Source organism: Winogradskyella damuponensis, from assembly GCF_039538385.1.
Classification (GTDB): domain Bacteria; phylum Bacteroidota; class Bacteroidia; order Flavobacteriales; family Flavobacteriaceae; genus Winogradskyella; species Winogradskyella damuponensis.
Genome location: NZ_BAABCB010000051.1, coordinates 1 through 19,673, shown reverse-complemented (window position 1 = coordinate 19,673; position 19,673 = coordinate 1). Strand labels below are relative to the sequence as shown.

Below are 19,673 nucleotides of genomic sequence, written 5' to 3'. Positions count from 1 at the left end.
ATGACAATTTCTGATGCGCAACTCATTGAAGCTACTATTGATTTCGTTAAAACCGAACTCAAGAATGCTGAAGGTGGCCACGATTGGTTTCATATTGAACGCGTTTACAAAAACAGCTTATTAATTGCTAAGCACGAAAATGTAAATGTTACAGTTGTGTCGTTAGCCGCTTTGCTTCATGATATTGCAGATCCTAAATTTCATAATGGAGATGAAGCATTAGGAGCTAGAATAGCCAGTACATTTCTATTAAAACACAATGTAGACAGTGAAATTATTGAGCACGTGACTCAGATTATAGATAACATGTCTTTTAAAAATTCATTTGATTTAAATACCTCTTTTACGTCTAAAGAAATGGAAGTAGTTCAAGATGCCGACCGCTTAGATGCTATTGGTGCTATTGGTATTGCACGTTGTTTTAATTATGGAGGGTTTAAAAACAGAGCGCTCCATAATCCAGACATTAAGCCTAATCTTAACATGACTAAGGCAGACTATAAAAACTCAGAAGCACCAACAATTAATCATTTTTACGAAAAATTGTTATTGTTAAAAGATCAGATGAATACTAAAACAGGACAACGCATTGCTTTAGAACGCCACAAGTATATGGAAGGTTTTCTAAAACAGTTTTTTGCCGAGTGGAACGGCGAAAAATAACCACATTAATGTGCGTTATATTAATCTAAACGAGCAAACTCCTATTCAATAACAGCCATTTCTCTGCGTAATAAATAGTTTCATCTGCAAACACATTCTTTATAACAAACTATTGCAACATCAATTTTAATTCACTTCTATATTTAGAAGCGCTTTTGCCTGTAAACTCTTTAAACAATTTATTAAAGTGCGAAAAATTATTAAAACCACATTCAAAGCTAATATCTGTAATACTCATTTGGCTTTCCGAAAGTAATTTTGTGGCATGTACAATACGGTATTCATTAACTAGCTTTGTAAATGTTTTACCTGTTACTTTTTTAAAGTAGCGACAAAACGCTGGAACCGTCATACTCACTTTATCTGCAATCTCATCTAAACTAATATGTTCTTTAAAGTTTTGGTTAACATGCTTAAAAATGACATCTATTTTAGCACTATCTTGTGGTTCTGTTTCAAAAGCAAAACCATCTGCATTTAAAATGGTATAATCTTCAGATTTAGCCAAACCATGCAACACCTCTAATAAAATTAGGATTTTTTTAAAGCCTTCTTTTTCATTTAACTTTTCAATCTTCTTTCCTAATTTTTGCTTTGTTTTAACGCCAAATAGAATGCCTTTCTTAGACAATTCAAACATTTTATTAATCGCTTCCATTTCTGGAATATCAAAAAAATGATCTCCTAAAAATTCAGGTTTAAACTGCACTAAGGTTTCTGAGCCATTTATGGTTAATCGATCCGTAAAACCATTGTGCGGTAAATTAGATCCTATTAATAACAGTTGACTATTATTAAAATAAGACAAATGATTTCCTATATGGCGCTTACCCTGTCCTTTGTTAACATAAACTAATTCTATCTCGGGATGAAAATGCCAAAACGGCTTCTTTTCTTCTTTATAAGAGTCTATTTGATGCTTTCTAACTAAAATAGAACTACCAAATTCAGGGCTTATTTTTTCTAAAGTAGGTTTTCTTGTATTCATAACATATCAATTATTGCAAATTTAATTCTCCTACATTTTAAAACCTATAGCAGATTGATAATAATGTGCACTATTTTAACCTAATATAATAATAAAATGACACATAAAGTTAATTATGCATACAAATGTGCCAAAATCAATGTTTTACACAAGTAATCTTGGCAATACCTTTGTCGTATAAAATCATTTGAGCTGGAGTTGTAAATAACCACTTCGATTTCAGTTTTAACCTAAAAAATGAAATATTATGAAAACATTATTTAAACACATTTTAGTATTAGCTGTAATGTTAGGCACATTTACGAGCTACGCAAATGCAACATTAGAAGTATTACCTTCTTTTAATAGTGTAGAAAAAGGGAATTCCATATCGGTTACTGACGCTAGCGGAAATATTGTATTTAGTGGTCTTATTAACTTTAATGGTAATATTAGACAACTATACGATTTCTCACAATTAAAGGATGGTATATATATTATTGAAATCAATAAGGATTTTGAAATTGAAATTAATACGGTAGAAGTTAAAAACAATACGGTACATTTTTTAAATACTGAAAATGAAAAGATTTTCAAACCTGTATTTAGAGTTCAAAACGACAAACTTATAATCTCTAAAATAGCTTTAAACAATCCAAAAATGGACATAGAGCTATATTACAATAACGAATTAATTTATTCAGAAACGGTAAATGGAAAAGAAGTACTAAATAGAGTTTACAAATTAGACCATACTATTAAAGGAGAATATACAGCAGTTGTTAAATCCAACGCCAGAGTATTTACTAAAAACTTTAAAATATAGATTATTCTATTTTCTAAATTTAGAATTACATAATTGATTGTGGGCCACTTAAGGTCCACTTTTTTTTATTTAAAACGACACTAATCAACCCCAAATAAAAGTGTGGCGAATAGAATTTCAAACTTTAAAAATATTTGAGTTCGATAAAATTATAGCAAATTACCATCAATATATACTATTTTAACCTATTGATTCAATCAAAACCCTATACATGTTAATTCTGTATACTAATCTACCAATATGCTTGTTTTTCAAAAGGCAAAGCTGCTATAAATTTGCAGTATAAAATCGTTAATAGTTGAAGTGATGTCTTTAACAACATAAAACGATTAAAATTAAAGATTATGAAAACATTATTAAAAAACATCTTAGTATTAGCAGTGGTGTTAGGAACATGCACAAGCTACGCAAACACAACAATAAATACAACATCACCTTCTAAAGATTTACGCAAGGGAGACCATATTTCTGTATCTAATAAGGCAGGAGAAGTTGTTTACAGTGGACGTATTAACTATAATGGAAATATAGAAAAGCTTTATGATTTTTCACAATTAGAAGATGGTATTTACACTGTTGAAGTGAATAAAGACTTTGAAATTGATATTAACTCAATACAAGTAAAAAACAACAAGGTTACTTATTTAGAAACTTCAAATAAAAAAATCTTTAAGCCTGTATTTAGATCTGAAGATTCTAAAGTTATCATCTCAAAATTAGCCATGGATACTAATGAAATGGTTGTAGAGTTATATTTTGAAAATGACCTTATCCATACTGAAACTATAAAAGGAAAAGAGATTCTAAATCGCGTATACAAATTAGATCAAAACCTTAAAGGTAACTACACAGCTATCATTAGAGCAAATGGCCGTGTATTTGTTGAAGATTTTAAATTATAAATTGATTGTTTATAAATTAGTTTTATTTATTTAGTTAAAAAAGTGGGTTCTCTAATACCCACTTTTTTTGTTTAAAAGAGTTTCATTTGACCATCTTTACAAGGCTGATGAAGAGACGTGTTTAGCTTTGGCATTGTCTTATACTTAAAATATTTAAACCTCGCCAATTTTATTAAATCGTTAATCTGCTTGGCAATTTGCCCCTCGCCTTGCATACGTTTGCCATATCTACTTTCATTTAGTGTACCTCCATGGCAATTTTCAATTTGATGCAAGACTTTTTCTGCTCTATCTGGCATTGCTTTTATTATCCAATCTGTAAAGATTTCTCCAATAGCTCCGTTTAGCCTCACAATAGTGTGCCCAATATCTAAAGCCCCAGCTTCTGATACGGCTTTCGCCATAGGTAAAATCTCATGACTATTAATAGATGGAATGATAGGTGCTAACATTACATTTACTGGAACACCATTGTCACTTAATTCTTTTACAACCTGAAGCCGTTTTTTAATCGTTGCAGTCCGCGGCTCTAAAACTCGTCTAGTATCTTCTGATAGTGATGTTATAGAAATATTTACTGATATTAAACTGTCCTTAGCTAAGGCTTTTAAAAGATCTAAATCTCTTAATATTAAAGCATTTTTAGTAATGATACCAACAGGGTGTTTATACTTTAAAAACACCTCTAAACATTGCCTAGTAATCTCAAATTGCTTTTCGGCAGGTTGGTAACAATCGGTATTGCCAGACATAACAATAGTCTGCGCGTTCCAACTTTTCTTTTTTAAATATGCTTCTAATAGTTTAGATGCATCTTTTTTAACTAATATCTTACGTTCAAAATCTAAACCTGCACTATACCCCCAAAACTCATGACTATTGCGTGCATAACAATAAATACAGCCATGCTCGCAACCTTGATACATATTCATAGAATAAGCCATACCAACATCTGGACTCGTTACTTTATTGACAATCGTCTTTGGAAATACATTAAGATATTGGGTTTTGTTTTTATCTGCAATTTCACCTTCCTTATGGCAAAACTCTAGAAAATCATCTCGCATTTCGTACGATAGCTCAAAAAAACGATTATGTGTGTTTTTCTGAGCGCCTCTTCCTTTTATATTAGATTTGGAATTTATCATACTATAAAATTAGTATGAAAACTGACTGAACGTGGCTACAGGTTGTAGTTTTAACGCTATTGATTTATTTAACAGTATTAAGTTTTTGCATAAAAAACTTTAATTTAAAAACTAAGGTTTTTTTAAATTTGATTGCTGTTGTTCTTATTAATCTAATATTGGTGTAAGGGTGTAACCTGCTTTTTTAAGTAAACTAATAACCCCTTGATCGCCACCTAAATGTGCTCCTCCAACAGCATAAAACACCGCATTATCTTTAGAGTAAGCTTCCATTTTAGGAATCCATTTATTATTTCTGTCATCTAGAAAACGTTTCATGCCTTCAATATCATCATTCATATAGTCGTCCATAAAGTCATACATGCCATCTACATCTTCCGCAAGATAGTATTGTAACAACTGGTTATAGAGTTCTTCGCTATTTCCATTGTCTACCATTTCAACTAAGGTATCTATTTGCTCTTCATAAGGATCTTCGTCAAAAGCATTAATCTGATCGGTTATGTTTTCCAACCCACTCACCTCTTTGTTCGCCGATTTAGCCATATTTATTATGCTCATCTCATAACTCTCTAATGGTCCACCTCCAATTGCTGTCATCGTTAATACAGACATTAACATCATGGGTTTAAACGTATTAAAATTATTAACGCCTACACCTGTCTTCTCCTTTAAGTAAGTATCTAATATTTTAAATTCATCATCAGACATATACGTTTTTAACGATTCACCTTCGTTTAACATTGATAATTTCATAAAATCTACTTTGTAATTAGGATCATCCATATCAATCTCTAGCACCACTTTATCTGAAGATTCAAAAGCCTTTTGTACTTTGTCCTTTACGATAAAATCCTTTTTAGGTATCATATGTATGGTACCAAATAGGTAAGACGTTTTAATATTATCTCCTTCTATTTTCCACAAATTAGTTTTGGGATTATTCTGAGCTACTATGTTAAATGTTGTTGCGATAAATACAACAATGATGAACGTGATTTGATTTAATTTTCTCATGATTTTAGTTTTATTAATGATTATGATTTAGCTTAATATTGTTATTAAAGTTTCTATAATTAATTTGATTAGGGATACCATATTGTTTTAAATTTCTAATTGACCGTTTTTGATTGTTACTGTTTCGTGCCTATCTTCTGAAATAATATCTAGGCTTATTAAGTTGAAGTTTTCAAGAGCTTCTACATCATTTACTAATAATTGATGAATCCGATTGGCTTCTTTTTGTAAGGATTCGTATTTGCAGTTAATTAAACTGAAACTTACGTGCTCTACAGAAAATCCTTTAGCTTTAGAATACTGCACTCCCTTAGAATACATATCCTTTGAAATGCTCTCGCAATGGCAATGCGTATTTAAAGAGGCTTCAATTTGATTTACCGTGATTTCATCAGCTGTATAGCTATCATAAAAAGCACTAAAAACACCTACTAGAAAAGCTCCTATTACCATAGCGATTGAGATGTAAATAATTTGTTTTTTCATTTTTAAAAGAGATTTAATTGGTTTGTGATTGTGAACCCAAAGTACCTTTAAAAAAACGCGCAAAACAAAGGAAGCATACCCAGTTTTAGAAAAACAGGGTGTAAAAAACAAAACCCAACTAACTGAAATTAAAATAATTAACACACCAACAAATAGTTTGACAGCGTTTATATAATGAAGCCCCTAAATTCATAAATTTAGGGTAAAAATGAATGTATTTTAATCTAAAGCATTCAACTTTTTAATGTAGAACGACGGATTTAATCCAGTTTGCTTTTTGAAATATTTGGTGAAGGAATCTGCACTTTTATAACCTACTTCTTCAGCGATGGATTGAATAGAAAACTTTCTAAAACGCGTATCATTTTTGAGTTTTAAAACCGCATAGTTAATTCGTAAATCGTTGATATAGGCATTGAAATTTTTCTGGTAATGAGAATTTATAACCTTAGATAAGTACGACGTATTTGTTTTTATTTTCTTAGCTACATTGTATGAATTGCAATCTTGCCTTAAAAAATATTCTTGTTCTTCTAACTTATTTAAACCTTCGAGAATCTGATGTTTGGTAGCTTCATTTATATCCGAAGAATTATCTTCTTGAACCTCATCTTTTACATCATCGCTAACAGAACCCACATTGTTTTCTGTATTTACTTTTTCTAATAGCATCTTAAATTTTGCTTCGTTTTTCTTTTTAAGCCTACTGAATCTAAAAAGAAAAACTAACAGAACAAGAATGATTACAACGGAAACCGCAACACTATATTTAAAGTTATTCTTTTCAGAATTTATAGCATCCAATTCGGCCTCAAAAGCCTTTAACTCTTGCTGTTTAAAAACAGCAACCACTGTATCTTGAATTTTATTAAGCGCTTCGGTGGTAAGAATATATTTTTCAAAATAAAAATTAGACTTTTCTATATTACCATTGTATTTATAGGCTTTAGCTAACATTTTATAATGGTCCTCCATAAAGCCTTCTTCCTCTTCAGACACCTTGTAATTATCTAATCCTTCTTGTAGAATTGTCTGGGCTTTTGCATACGCTTTTAAACCTATATACGCTTTACCATAAAGTCCGGAATAAACCAAAGATTCCAATTCACCTACTGGTAAACAATATGTTTTTGAGGTTTCAAAATTAGAAAGTGCTTCGTTGTACTTACCATACAAGATATTGACTTCGCCTTGAGTTCTATACAGCGTTTTTGAAAGGCAACTATCCTTTACAATCTTATTTAATGCAATGGCTTGGTCTAAATAAGCTTTAGCAGAATCTTTTACTTTAGATCTTATATAAGCTAAACTTAAATAATATAATGTAACTGTTTCAGATTTTAAATTACTCTTGTGAGTTGAAGAGGTAGGCTCTACACCTTTGCGCCTACTTAAAGCCAATGCTTGTTTAAGATAATTTATAGATGCTTCCCGATCGCCAACAAAAGATTTTACAAAACCCAATTGCATTAAAATGGCGCTTTCTAGCTCCAATTTATTTTGTTTTCTGGCCAAGGCTAAGGCTCTGGTTTGCATTTCCATGGATTTGCCAATACGTCCTTGAAAAAAATAACTGCGTCCTAGCTTATAGGTAATTGCAGCCAGCTCTTGCTCTAAAACATCCGTTGTTGCTAAGGCAAACATTTTCTCTTGTTCGGCCTCAAAAGTATCAAACTGTCTTAAATTAATTTGAAGATCAATAAACTTAGATAATCCTCGTATTGCTTCTTTTGCATTAGACTCCCCTTCTGCTTTTTGAATGTAATACGCGATTAACTCTTCAGTAAACTCTAAGTCTTTTAGATAACTTTTATCAATTAAACCAGAAAGATTATCGTAAGATTTTAAAAAAAGTGTATCGCGCTCTTGACCATTCAAACAGATTATGAATAGTGAACAAACAAAAACGAGAATTACTTTTTTCATTAAGTAGGTTACTTCCCTGGAAAATCTGCCTTACGTTTTTCTAAAAATGCTGTTGTACCTTCCACAAAATCTTCAGTTCCAAAGCATTTTCCAAATTGTTTGATTTCTACTTTATAACCATCTTTTCCGTCTGTGTAATTAGCGTTTATCGCTTTTATAGCTTTACCAATAGCTACCGAAGAATTTCGCATAATTTTACCTGCAATTTTTTCAGCCAAAGGCAATAATTCTTCTAATTCAACAACATGATTAACTAAACCGTAGTTTAAAGCTTGATTCGCATCAATCATACCTGCTGTCATCACCATTTCCATAGCTCTACCTTTACCTACTAACTGTGGTAAACGCTGTGTACCTCCGTATCCTGGAATCACACCAAGAGACACCTCTGGCAATCCCATTTTTGCATTACTACTCGCGACTCTAAAATGACAAGCCATTGCTAATTCTAAGCCTCCACCAAGTGCAAAACCATTAACTGCTGCTATAACAGGGGTGCTTAATTTTTCAACAAAATTAAATAGTAAATCTTGTCCTTGCGCAGCTAGCTTTCCTCCTTCTTCTACACTAAAATCTGCAAACTCGCTAATATCTGCACCTGCTACAAAAGCTTTCTCTCCACTACCAGTGATAATTATAACTTTAGTATCTGCATCAGCATCAGCATCCTTAAAAGCATCGTGTAGTTCTTGAATAGTCTCTTTATTCAAGGCATTCAACTTCTTTGGTCTATTGATAGTAATGGTTGTAATTCCGTTTGAGTATTCTGATAAAATGTTTTTGTAATTCATTGAAAAATTATTTTTCATTCCCATTGAAACTGGAAATCTAGTTGTTATATTCTTAAAATGTCTTTGCAAACACTATTGCCTCAACAATGGACTATAGTTTTTTTACTTAGAGATTTCTGCTTACACAGAAATGGTTTGACTCTTAGGGAAAGTTACCCTGAAAACAGTACCTTTTCCTAGTTGAGTTGTAAAGGTAATACTTCCATTATAAGTTTCCACAATATTTTTCACCATAGCTAACCCTAAGCCCATTCCGCTAGATTTTGTGGTGAATTTTGGCTCAAAGATTTTGTCCTTAGTTTCTTCGTTAATACCTGAACCATTATCTTCAATAGTAATATTTACATTTTCTCCTTCACTAAAGACACGAACATTTATTTTTGGGTTTTCATTAGTATCAGGAATGGCTTGAATACCATTTTTTACCAAATTAGTCACCACTCGTATTAACTGAGTTCTATCAAATTTAGCAATGATTTCTTCAGTTTCAGAATAAAACTCTATATAGTCTTCGTTAAAAATATCGAGCGCTAGTTTTACAATATGTACTACGTTTAGGTTTTCACTTTTCTGTGCTGGCATTTTAGCAAAATTAGAAAATGCCGATGCAATTGAACTCATTGTATCTATCTGCTGAATTAAGGTATTACTATATTCATCTACTTTTTTATGAATATTTTCATCTTCAGGATCAAATTTACGCTGAAAACTCTGTACCGTCAATCGCATAGGCGTTAATGGGTTTTTAATTTCGTGAGCCACTTGTTTTGCCATTTCACGCCAAGCTTGTTCACGTTCGTTTGTTGCTAAAACCACAGCACTAGCTTCGAGCTCATCAATCATGCTATTATAAGAATTGACAAGTGTTTCAATTTCTTCACTAGAGGATTCAATCTGTATTTTCTTATTGCGCTTTTCTAGTCGCGTTTCATTCATTTTATCACTAATGGTTCTCAGTGATTTGGTGATGTATTTAGAGATAAAATAAGCAATAATAATAGCCACTAAAATCAATACTAAATACGCATAAGCCAAACGCATTAAAAATTCCTTTAGCTCTTTATTGAAAAAATCATCATTCTCTAAATAAGGTAAATTTAAGATTCCTAAGGTCTTAAACTTTTCATCCATAATATAAGAATAAGAGGATTGAAATGTTTGTCCTGCCACTTTATTCTTTACCACATAACGATGTTCTAAAGTATTGGATAAGGTATTTAATATTTTGGCATCTAAACAAAGATCCGAAGAATCTCTTTGAATGGTTCGTTTTGAGCTTTTTAATAGTTGCCCCTCTAAATCGTAAAGGTTAATTTGTAAATTATGAATGGCATCAATTTCAAATATTTCATCCTTAAAAATTAAAGGAATATTCTCTGTTGTAACAGGATATGTAGTTTCACCAATAACAAAATTAATACTCTGCTTAATCGCTTTTTCTTTACGCTCTAACCGTTCTGTGTGATATTCTTTCGCCTCTTCACTATATTGATAGATAGTTACCGCAGCGATTAAAACCGATGCTACAAGCACTAACAATATCATAGCTAAATTTATTCGAGCTCTTAAGGATAGGCGTTTTTTACTCATAGAAATGCCCATGACGATGGGTCTCTTTTAATTCTGAATTATAAGTTTTAAATATAGCAATAATCAATCCAAAGACAACATGTGCAAATCTCAAATTAATAAACATCAAAATTTAACCTTTAAAGCAAGTATTATGCTTCCGGATTTTTAGAACGAATATGTTTATAAAGCTTAAAACCTAACATTAATAATATTCCTAAAACAATAATGCCTAGAACTCCAAAAATCCAATTGATAGAACTTTTTAGAATGACTAGAAAAACAACGGCAAATAGGATAAAAGTAGCGCCTTCATTCCAAATGCGCATAAAATTAGACGTGACTTTAACCTCATCGTTTTGAAGTTGTTTAAAATACATGTGTGTTTTAAAATGGTAGATAAACAACAGAATTACAAATAATAATTTCACATGCATCCAACTTTGTTGCAACCAACTTGGCATTAAAATTAGCAACCAAACCGCAAATAGTGTTGCTAAAATTGCAGAAGGCCAAGTGATAATAAACCAGAGACGTTTGGCCATTAATTTTAACTGTTTACCTAAAATTTCTTTTTCTGGAGATGGCTTATGAAAAGCTTCTATTTGATAGACAAATAATCTTGGAATATAGAACAAGCCTGCAAACCAAGTAATCACAAAAATGAGATGTAGCGATTTTATATAATTATAATATTCCATAGAGTTAACGTTTATCTACTAATGTTTTTTTAATCTCTCTATTTAAAAAGTAACCCGTTACGATGGTTGACAATACATCTGAAATAGGAAATGCCATCCAAATTCCTAATTCCCCAAAATACAAAGGTAAGATATACATTAGCGGAATAAAGAAAATGGCCTGCCTTGTCAGTGTTAATAACAATGCTGGCAATGCCTTACCAACAGCTTGAAAATAGGCCGCTCCTATAAGTTGTAACGCTAAAATTGGAACAGCAGCGAATGCCCAACGCATATTATTTGGAGTAACCCGAATCACATCTGCATCTGTTGTAAACAACCTTGTAATAATTTCTGGAAAAAACATTAAACCAATAAACACTATAGTTCCTAAAATAGTAGCATATTTTATAGCCGTATAAATAGACTCCTTTACTCGCTCATATTTTTCTGCTCCATAATTAAAACCTGCAATAGGAATAAAGCCTTGTGTAATTCCAAAAACTGGAAACAACACAAACATCATCATCCTGCCAACAATAGCATAAGCTGTAATTGATGTTTCACCACCAAATCTAAAGAGCGCATTATTAACCAATAAGAACGTAACACTTACAACGGCTTGTCGTGCTAAAGTCACAAAACCTAAAGAAGCTATCTCAGATACAATTGATTTTTCTAATTTAAAATGCGAGAGATTGATTTTTAATTCGGAATTATCAGATAAAAAATACCAAAAAATAAATAGAAATGCGGCAATATAAGAACCTGTTGTAGCCCATGCTGCACCTGCCATTCCGTAATCTAAAACACTAATAAAAACATAATCTAAAACCAAGTTGCCAACGGACGGAATAAGCATTGCATACATGGCAAATTTTGGTTTGCCTTCTGCCCTAATAACGGTATTTCCCATCATTACAAACCCTAAGATGGGAACACCATAGAGAATGATTTCATAATATACTTTTGCAGGCTCAAAAATATTGCCTTTACCTCCAAAAGTAGGAATTAGTGTATCTACAAAAACTAGCCCAAAGACAGCAAACGAAACGGTAAAAAGAAGTGTTAACGTTAGCTGGTTTCCAAAGGTTTTAAGAGCTTTTACTGTATTATCGGCACCTAAAGCTCTAGAAATAATAGACGATCCACCAATACCAATAGCCATTCCAAGTGCAGCAATAAAAAAAGACACAGGCAACACCACGTTAATCGCCGCAATGGCTGTAGAACCAATCCAGTTACCAACAAAAATCGTATCGACTAAGATATTTAATGACATCACCAAAATACCAATTGATGCTGGTACGGCTTGCCTAATAAGTAATTTGCCTATAGGCTCATTTCCTAAATCTTGTGACGATACATTTGCCATTATACGGCTTCGATTTTAGCAGTTGCCCATTCCTCTACGATATTAGTGAGCACATCGGCAAAATCGTCGCGCTCGTTAAGGCAAGGAATAACTGTAAATTCTTCTCCGCCCATTTCGTGGAAAATTTCTTCACCTTCCATCGCAATTTCTTCCAACGTTTCTAAACAATCGCTCACAAAAGCGGGTGTTACAATAGCCATTTTCTTAGTACCAGCCTTACCCATTCTTTCAATAGTACGGTCTGTATAAGGTTTTAACCATGGATCAAAACCAAGTCTCGACTGAAACGTCGTAGAATACGTACCATTTTTTAAACCTAGCTTTTTAGCCACATTTACAGTGGTAATTTCGCACTGATGACGGTAACAAAATTCGTGTTGTTTGCTCCCCATTTTAAAACAGCACTTGCCATTCATTTGGCAGTTGCCATTAGTAATATCACTTTTGCGAATATGTCTTTCAGGAACTCCGTGATAACTAAAAAGGATATGTTCATAATCCAAATCATTTAAGGTTTCACCAATACTTTTTGAAAGTACATTGATATAATCCTCACGATGGTAAAACGCCGGTGTTCTTGTAATTTTCACTCCTGGAAAATGCTCGGCAACCAACTCATCTACTTTAACATCAATCGTTTCTGTTGTTGCCATCGCAAATTGTGGATATAGCGGAATGGTTTTTATTTCAGTACAGCCTTTATCTACTAATTCTTGTAACCCCTTTTTAATTGTCATGCTACCATAACGCATAGCCAAAGCCACAGGATAATCTACTTTTTGCTGCACTTTTTCTTGAAGTCGTTCCGAAAGTACAATTAACGGCGAGCCTTCTTCCCACCAAATTTTTTGATACGCTGCTGCAGATGCTTTAGGCCTGGTATTTAAAATAATTCCTTTAACCAAAAGCGTACGCGCCCATAGCGGCACATCAATAACGCGTTCGTCCATTAAAAATTCACCAAGATATTTCTTAACATCTTTAGGTTTAGGACTGTCTGGAGAGCCCAAATTCACTAATAAAATTCCTTTTGACATGCTTTTCATTTTCAACTACAAAAATACGATACTAATTGTAATACTTAATAACGGTTTGCATTGCTTTTATTTATCCTACTATCTTAAAATATTTTATATACTTTTCAGTTATACTCACTAAAACAAATAGCTTTATTATCAGCTTTTAATCGAGTTTAACTTTTTCTTTAAGGCTGTTTAAAGGATTTAAATATCTTTACAAGCCTTGACTAAATTTTATAATGAAAAGAGAAGCTTATTCAAAATAGCATCATTTAAAGCAATGATTAATCGCGAATAGCATGTGACAATTAAATGTCAATAAACACAAGCACATGAAAAAATTCTTAGCACTAATACTTATTTTATTTACCACAATTGCATTTTCACAACAACAATATCAAAGTTTACTTTGGAAAATTACAGGAAACGGATTAGAAAAACCGTCATATCTCTATGGTACTATGCACGTCAGTAAAAAAGTAGCGTTTAGACTAGACGATGTCTTTTATAAAGCCTTAGATAAAAGTGATTGTATTGCCCTAGAGTCTGACCCAACTACGTGGCCTGAATTTAATTATGAAATGATGCTTAACCAAATGGCTGCTTATACTAACTATAATGAGGATTTTTACACCAATCTTTTTAAGCTAACCCACCCTGAAGAAATGGCCATTAGAGGTTCTGTACGTATGGATAACAATGCTGTAAATGCGTATTTATATAGAAAAAGTAGCGCTTCTGATAATTTTGAAGAAGAAACCTATTTGGATATGTTCATTTTTCAGGCTGGAAAGAAAAATAACAAAAAAATATATGCTTTAGAGGATTTAGAAGAATCTAGATATTTAACCACAAAAGCCGCTTATAACGCCAACAAAAAAGAATTAGATCCTTGGGTACAAAAACTATATGCTAAAGAAAATGCCTATTTAATTCAAGAAAACTTATATCGCGATAGAAACTTAGACCTACTCGATTCTATTGGAGCTGGAGTAAATACTGAATTCTTCCGCAAAAACATGCTCTATATCCGAAACGAGAATATGGTAATTTCTTTAGAAAAACTCATGCCAACCAAATCTGTATTTGCAGGAGTTGGTGCTGCACATTTACCAGGAGAACACGGTATGATTAACATGTTACGTCAACGCGGTTATACTGTAAAAGCGTTAACATCTAACCAGACAGATTATAGTAAAACAGAGAAAACAAAACTCGACAGTCTTTTTGTAACACCAGAATTACAAAAACACAGTACACCAGATGAATTCTTAAGCATTAACACATATGATAAACTTAGAGAGTTTTCCTATGGAGGACAAAAATATTATCTAGACCCAGACATGACTAATGGTGCCTATTTAACCATCAATAGAATTAGTCGTTTCACCTATTTACCAAACGAAAAAGATAACATTAGCCTTAAAGAGATTGATCATTTATTATACGAAGATATTCCTGGAGACATCATTAAAAAGGAAGAATTAACCCAACCTTATCCTGGCATCAGCATAGTTAATAAAACCAAAAAAGGAGAATTTCAGAAATACCATATTTATGAAACACCTTTAGAAATTATAATTATAAAATTTGCGGGTCGCAGTGATTTTGTATTAAAACATGAAGAAAAAATATTTAATTCTATAGCCCTTAAACATCCTTCAAACGCCACACAATTATTTGTGTCTCCTGAGAAAAAATTTCAAGTTGATTTTCCAGAGTATTACATTTCTAGTAATATGCATAATTACGGCAAAAAGCTAGTAGAAGGCTACAAAAACGGAGCCTATTATTTTATTGAAGAAGCTGTTTTAAACGACTTAACATATATAGAAGAAGACAGTTTTGAGGCTAAATACTTCCACCATGCCTTATATAAAAACTACAAATTAACCGAAGCTGAAGGTGGTTTTAAAGCAGGCGATTACCGAACCTATGAATCTAATGCCATATTAGATGCCGACACCAACAAAAGACTCTATTTAAAAACCATTGTAAAAGATGGCAGTTATTATTTGTTAGGTTATGTGGGTACAAATGAAGCTGATAAATCGGCATACTTTAAGTCGTTTAAGTTTAATAAAACAGATTACAAAGGGTTTGAAAAAGTGATAGACACCTCTCTACATTTTTCGGTTTACACAAACGGAAAAGCGCCTTTGCCAAATCCGTACAACTACAATGGAAGTAAAAAAACTAAAGATTACGAACAAACCATAAACGAAACCGTTTATTCTACCTATGCTAACGAGCAAATCTCAGTATCAAGAACTAAGTTTCACGATTTACAAATGTTTCATAATGTAGATAGTCTTTGGAAAGATTTAGAAGACAAAGTAAATTATAGATCGCGTTATTATAAAACAGAAAAAGCATTTTCTATAAGCAACCGTTCATCTTCAAAAAAAGGTACTATTTACACACATAGTTTTACCTATTCAGATACTTTAAGCGCCAAACAAGTATTGGTAAAAAACATCCTTAAGGAAGGAGTGCTTTTTGAACTAAAAACATTAATAGATTCTATTAGTGGACCTTCTAAGTTTGTCACTGAATTTTACGAGACATTCACACCAAAAGATACGCTTTTGGGTAAAAATGTGTTAACAGATAAAACCAAACAGTTTTTCGAAGCCTTACGAGCAAAAGACAGTATTGTTTTAGAGTCTTATAGCTTAGTTAAATTCAAGAAACATAACAGTAAAGACATTGTTTCTATTCTGAAGGATTTTGAATTTGACAAAGAACGCTTAGAGATAAAATCGCATCTCGTAGAACAACTTATTAAAATAGATTTAAAAAATAATTTACCATTTATAAAACAACTCTATCACGATAGTTATTCCGATCCACAAACTCAAACCTCTATTTTAGAAGGCTTATTAGATTCTAACACAAAGGCGTCTTATTCTATCGCTTTAGAATTAATGGAGCGTGATTTACCTTTAGGAAGTGTTAGTAGTATGTTTTATAACTATAAAGGAAAGGATTCTTTAGAACTAAAGGCATCACTGTTTCCTAAAATATTAGAATACAGCACCATACAAGAATACAAATACCCTCTTTACACCTTACTAGCTAAACTGAAAGATAGCGGAATGGTTAAGCAAAAAACTTATAAGAAATATAAAAACCAGTTGATTAATGATGCTAAAATGGAGATTAAACGAAATTTAGGAAACTACAATAATTACGGTTACAATTCCTATTCTCAAAATTTAGCGACTTATGTAAGGTTAATTTTCCCTTATAGAAACGAACGCAGTGCTCAAGATTTTTTTGAAAAACTGATGAATGTAGAGGATACAAATGCCTTAGTAAAATATTACGTATTGTTAACTAAAGCTAAAGAGACAATTCCAGAAGCATTAACAAAAAAGCTTTTAGAAGACGAAGAAAATCAGTATTTGCTTATAGAAAAACTAGATGACGCCAAGCTTTTAAGTAAGTTAAAATCTATTAATATCAGTCAACAACAATTCGCCAAATCAAAGCTCTTATCTGATGCTAATTTTGAAAAAGAAAAAAACTCAATTACTTTTCTTTTTAAACGCGATTTTGTAACCGATAAAGGGAAAAACGCCGAAATGTATTTCTTTAAGATTGATAAAGACGACGAGTATTCTGGAAAGACTGAAGCTTTACATTACATCTCTTTTATTAAGCCAAAAGACCCTAAGCAACTGTCTGTAGATTATTATTCTAAATCTGAAAGTTATGGTACCATCGTAGATAAAACCAAAGAGATAGAAGAACAATATACCGAAATCCTCAATTTAGCGATTTACAAGGATAGACAACGCGTAACAGCTAGTGGTGGTGATGGGTATTATGATTATTAGGAAAATTCACCCTTATAAGAAAGCATCCTCAAATTAAATTTACTTGTATTTTACAACTTTCTTAAAAAAATTGCCTATTCACTAATTGAAAAGAGGCGTTTACTCAGTTATAATTGAAATAGTCGGTTATTTCTTATAAGTTTATATTCTGTTTAAAACAAAATATACGTGACTTTACGTATAGTATGACACTAATAATTAATATAGTTTAGTACACTACTATTAAAACCAATGTAATTATGAAACAAAAAAATCTCATTATCTCATTATCTCATTATCTCATTATCTCATTATAATTATTTTTGTTTTGGGAATACCAATAGTACTCTACCAATGCCAAAAGTTTGATGATTCACAAACAATTATCGCTGAAGAAAAACCACCTTTAAAAATATCGATTGTACATGGCAATGCGCATTTTGCAAAAGCCAACCCAGATATTTATAACAAACTTAAAAATGCTAATCAAAACCATATAGCAGCTAGAGGTACAGAATATTCTACTGACTATAATTTCTATTTTAACTTAGACAATATTCAAATTATTGAGAAAAACACCTATACACAATATACGGTTGTAGTAGAAAACGAATCTCAAAACAACAATCTATTAAATTACGTTTTAATTGTATATAATGATGGAGAAGAACGTCAGTATTTAGTCACCTACCCCAGAATTGAGACCGCAGAAGGCTTAGAAATTGACCATTATAGCGCAACATTACAATCTTTAGATGGCCAATCGCTTTTAGGAAGAGGTACTTTAGCTCCTTGTACAAATGGCACAGTACCTCAACTTATAGATGTAACACCAACTTATAGTTGTACAGCAGTGAATTGTGGTGGTCAAAACCATGGCCCAGAAGATGAAGGCTGTAAATGTGGTACAATTGAAAATGGTTATTATCACGATTGCACTAGAGCCTCCTACGATTGTGGTTGGACAAATGTTAATACTTGGAGTTGCACAGGTAGCAGTAGCTCAGGTGGCCCAGATTCTGGTGGAGAAACTGGTGGTGGTGATACTGATGATGACGATGATGACAATGATGATGATGAATCAATTGGTACAATAGCTTTAGATGATGATGCAATAACTCACCTTAATAATTGTAATGAACTAAAGAAACTTACAGACGATAACGTCATTAAAAATAAGCTGAATTTACTTAAAGCTGATGCAAAAAATAAATATCTAAAGAACGAAAAAGGGTTTAGTTTAAGAAAAAACGCTAATAACGAAACATACTCAACACCTATTATTACTGCAGATATAGGTAGTATTAGTTACCGCCCTTTAATAAATTTATTTGGTGTAGCGCACTTACATCAATTGGTTGGATCAAACCCTATGTTTTCTGCTATGGATGCTTTTGCTTTAAACAGTTACAACAATGCTTTTGACCATAACAACGGTAACACTGACGAATCATTACCAGTTTATATTTTAGTTGTAGCTACGGGAACGTATGCTATAAAAATTAATGATTTAGCTGCAATAAATGCTTATGGCGATGAATTCCCAACATTAAAAAAGCAGTTGAAGGAACACAAAAGATTCAACGAAAAATATAATAAGCATTACAACCCAATAACTGGAGCTACAGGAGATTTTATTGATTATGAAAAAATCTTTACAAAGTATATACAAAGTAAAGGTATATCTCTATACAAGGCAAATAATGAGCTTTCAACTTGGGAAAGACTTGAACATGATTCAAACGCTACCAACGAGATTAAAAAAACAAATTGTAATTAAAACTAAAAAACATGAAACATACATTTTTATTAATACTATTTACTTTTATATTTAGCTCATGTAAAGCTCAAATCGCACCTTTATATCAAATTGATACAGATTTACCCGAAGGCACTCATTTTAAAGACTTAGATAATGACCTAGACCATTTTGAAGGCACTTGGAAATGGCAAAGAAATGACTCTATAGTTACTATTGTTTTACAAAAAAAAGAAGATGTTTACGATAGTGATTATAATCAATACGAGGATTACCTTGTAGGAGAGTACAAATTTACAGTTGGAAATACGGTTATACAGGATTACCTGTCTCGACTTGATGACAACACATTAATAGGGTTAGATCATTATATTGCCGGTAACACAATCTTACACAGAAATCGGAAACCAGTATGCGATGATTGCGCCATTAATCAAAGGCAAGTATTTGTTTACTACCAAGATCCCCTTTATGAATATATAAATTCTGCTATGGTGTTAAGACACAAGGTAGAAAATGGTGTAGAAAAAATGAATATTGTATTCTACTCTTTCAACAGTTTCGTACCGCCAAATTTGGATTCACCCATGGAAAATAGAATTCCTTTTGGAAATTATACGTTTATAAAGCAGTAGAAATTTTAATAGGCTTTGGTTTTAAGCTGAGGCCTTTTATTTTAATTATGAAAAAAATAATTATAATACTCGTCATAAGCTTATCAGTA

At 32.1% G+C, this 19,673-nt stretch carries 16 protein-coding genes; 6 read left to right on the top strand and 10 right to left on the bottom strand.

Going from position 1 to position 19,673, the window contains the following annotated elements; translation table 11 throughout:
* A complete protein-coding gene (locus ABD730_RS17365) occupies positions 1-663 on the top strand; it encodes an HD domain-containing protein (protein ID WP_344716146.1) in 663 nt (220 codons plus the stop codon).
* 109 nt (positions 664-772) lie between these two features.
* On the opposite strand, the gene ABD730_RS17360 is transcribed toward ABD730_RS17365, so the two are convergent.
* A complete protein-coding gene (locus tag ABD730_RS17360) occupies positions 773-1,651 on the bottom strand; it encodes an AraC family transcriptional regulator (RefSeq protein WP_334468825.1) in 879 nt (292 codons plus the stop codon).
* A 247-nt stretch (positions 1,652-1,898) separates the two neighbouring features.
* Here ABD730_RS17360 and ABD730_RS17355 point away from each other — a divergent pair, with 247 nt between their 5' ends.
* A complete protein-coding gene (locus ABD730_RS17355; RefSeq protein ID WP_344716145.1) occupies positions 1,899-2,456 on the top strand; it encodes a hypothetical protein in 558 nt (185 codons plus the stop codon).
* A gap of 344 nt (positions 2,457-2,800) precedes the next feature.
* Complete coding sequence (locus ABD730_RS17350; protein ID WP_344716144.1) at positions 2,801-3,358, top strand: hypothetical protein; 558 nt, start codon at positions 2,801-2,803, stop codon at positions 3,356-3,358.
* Positions 3,359-3,429: 71 nt separating this feature from the next.
* Here ABD730_RS17350 and ABD730_RS17345 read toward each other — a convergent pair whose 3' ends face one another.
* The 9 genes from ABD730_RS17345 to hemH form a co-directional block, all read right to left on the bottom strand.
* Complete coding sequence (locus ABD730_RS17345) at positions 3,430-4,506, bottom strand: PA0069 family radical SAM protein (RefSeq protein ID WP_425583591.1); 1,077 nt, start codon at positions 4,504-4,506, stop codon at positions 3,430-3,432.
* Between the two features lie 147 nt (positions 4,507-4,653).
* Positions 4,654-5,523, bottom strand: coding sequence for a TraB/GumN family protein (locus tag ABD730_RS17340; RefSeq protein WP_344716143.1), 870 nt, complete (start codon positions 5,521-5,523; stop codon positions 4,654-4,656).
* An 87-nt stretch (positions 5,524-5,610) separates the two neighbouring features.
* Entirely contained in the window at positions 5,611-6,009 is a 399-nt protein-coding gene (locus ABD730_RS17335) for a hypothetical protein (RefSeq protein ID WP_344716142.1), read from the bottom strand.
* A 219-nt stretch (positions 6,010-6,228) separates the two neighbouring features.
* On the bottom strand, positions 6,229-7,935 hold the full coding sequence (locus ABD730_RS17330) for a helix-turn-helix domain-containing protein (protein WP_344716141.1): 1,707 nt from the start codon (positions 7,933-7,935) through the stop codon (positions 6,229-6,231).
* Between the two features lie 8 nt (positions 7,936-7,943).
* Complete coding sequence (locus ABD730_RS17325; protein ID WP_334468814.1) at positions 7,944-8,726, bottom strand: enoyl-CoA hydratase/isomerase family protein; 783 nt, start codon at positions 8,724-8,726, stop codon at positions 7,944-7,946.
* Positions 8,727-8,846: 120 nt separating this feature from the next.
* Positions 8,847-10,316, bottom strand: a complete 1,470-nt coding sequence (locus ABD730_RS17320) for a sensor histidine kinase (protein ID WP_344716140.1) — start codon at positions 10,314-10,316, stop codon at positions 8,847-8,849.
* 131 nt (positions 10,317-10,447) lie between these two features.
* Positions 10,448-10,996 (bottom strand): CopD family protein, encoded by a 549-nt coding sequence (locus ABD730_RS17315; protein WP_334468810.1) that lies wholly within the window; start codon positions 10,994-10,996, stop codon positions 10,448-10,450.
* Positions 10,997-11,000: 4 nt separating this feature from the next.
* Positions 11,001-12,350: an MATE family efflux transporter gene (locus ABD730_RS17310; RefSeq protein ID WP_344716139.1), complete on the bottom strand. Its 1,350-nt coding sequence runs from the start codon at positions 12,348-12,350 to the stop codon at positions 11,001-11,003.
* Positions 12,350-13,387, bottom strand: a complete 1,038-nt coding sequence (hemH, locus tag ABD730_RS17305; protein ID WP_344716138.1) for a ferrochelatase — start codon at positions 13,385-13,387, stop codon at positions 12,350-12,352. Before hemH ends, ABD730_RS17310 begins: the two co-directional genes overlap by 1 nt.
* A 314-nt stretch (positions 13,388-13,701) precedes the next feature.
* Between hemH and ABD730_RS17300 the strand changes: the two genes are divergently transcribed.
* From ABD730_RS17300 to ABD730_RS17290, 3 genes are all read left to right on the top strand, one after another.
* Positions 13,702-17,211 carry a TraB/GumN family protein gene (locus ABD730_RS17300; RefSeq protein ID WP_344716137.1) on the top strand — a complete coding sequence of 1,170 codons (3,510 nt, stop codon included), beginning with the start codon at positions 13,702-13,704 and terminating at the stop codon, positions 17,209-17,211.
* Positions 17,212-17,518: 307 nt separating this feature from the next.
* Positions 17,519-18,970: a hypothetical protein gene (locus ABD730_RS17295; protein ID WP_344716136.1), complete on the top strand. Its 1,452-nt coding sequence runs from the start codon at positions 17,519-17,521 to the stop codon at positions 18,968-18,970.
* 11 nt (positions 18,971-18,981) lie between these two features.
* Positions 18,982-19,584 (top strand): DUF6705 family protein, encoded by a 603-nt coding sequence (locus ABD730_RS17290; protein WP_334468799.1) that lies wholly within the window; start codon positions 18,982-18,984, stop codon positions 19,582-19,584.
* Positions 19,585-19,673 lie beyond the last annotated feature (89 nt).

Bases quoted from the DNA above. Each gene is read 5' to 3' on its own strand.
- ABD730_RS17365 (WP_344716146.1), top strand. From the start codon at position 1: ATGACAATTTCTGATGCGCAACTCATTGAAGCTACTATTGATTTCGTT.
- ABD730_RS17350 (WP_344716144.1), top strand. From the start codon at position 2,801: ATGAAAACATTATTAAAAAACATCTTAGTATTAGCAGTGGTGTTAGGA.
- ABD730_RS17300 (WP_344716137.1), top strand. From the start codon at position 13,702: ATGAAAAAATTCTTAGCACTAATACTTATTTTATTTACCACAATTGCA.
- ABD730_RS17315 (WP_334468810.1), bottom strand. From the start codon at position 10,996: ATGGAATATTATAATTATATAAAATCGCTACATCTCATTTTTGTGATT.
- ABD730_RS17345 (WP_425583591.1), bottom strand. From the start codon at position 4,506: ATGATAAATTCCAAATCTAATATAAAAGGAAGAGGCGCTCAGAAAAAC.
- hemH (WP_344716138.1), bottom strand. From the start codon at position 13,387: ATGTCAAAAGGAATTTTATTAGTGAATTTGGGCTCTCCAGACAGTCCT.
- ABD730_RS17310 (WP_344716139.1), bottom strand. From the start codon at position 12,350: ATGGCAAATGTATCGTCACAAGATTTAGGAAATGAGCCTATAGGCAAA.
- ABD730_RS17325 (WP_334468814.1), bottom strand. From the start codon at position 8,726: ATGAATTACAAAAACATTTTATCAGAATACTCAAACGGAATTACAACC.
- ABD730_RS17340 (WP_344716143.1), bottom strand. From the start codon at position 5,523: ATGAGAAAATTAAATCAAATCACGTTCATCATTGTTGTATTTATCGCA.
- ABD730_RS17320 (WP_344716140.1), bottom strand. From the start codon at position 10,316: ATGAGTAAAAAACGCCTATCCTTAAGAGCTCGAATAAATTTAGCTATG.
- ABD730_RS17335 (WP_344716142.1), bottom strand. From the start codon at position 6,009: ATGAAAAAACAAATTATTTACATCTCAATCGCTATGGTAATAGGAGCT.
- ABD730_RS17330 (WP_344716141.1), bottom strand. From the start codon at position 7,935: ATGAAAAAAGTAATTCTCGTTTTTGTTTGTTCACTATTCATAATCTGT.
- ABD730_RS17355 (WP_344716145.1), top strand. From the start codon at position 1,899: ATGAAAACATTATTTAAACACATTTTAGTATTAGCTGTAATGTTAGGC.
- ABD730_RS17360 (WP_334468825.1), bottom strand. From the start codon at position 1,651: ATGAATACAAGAAAACCTACTTTAGAAAAAATAAGCCCTGAATTTGGT.
- ABD730_RS17290 (WP_334468799.1), top strand. From the start codon at position 18,982: ATGAAACATACATTTTTATTAATACTATTTACTTTTATATTTAGCTCA.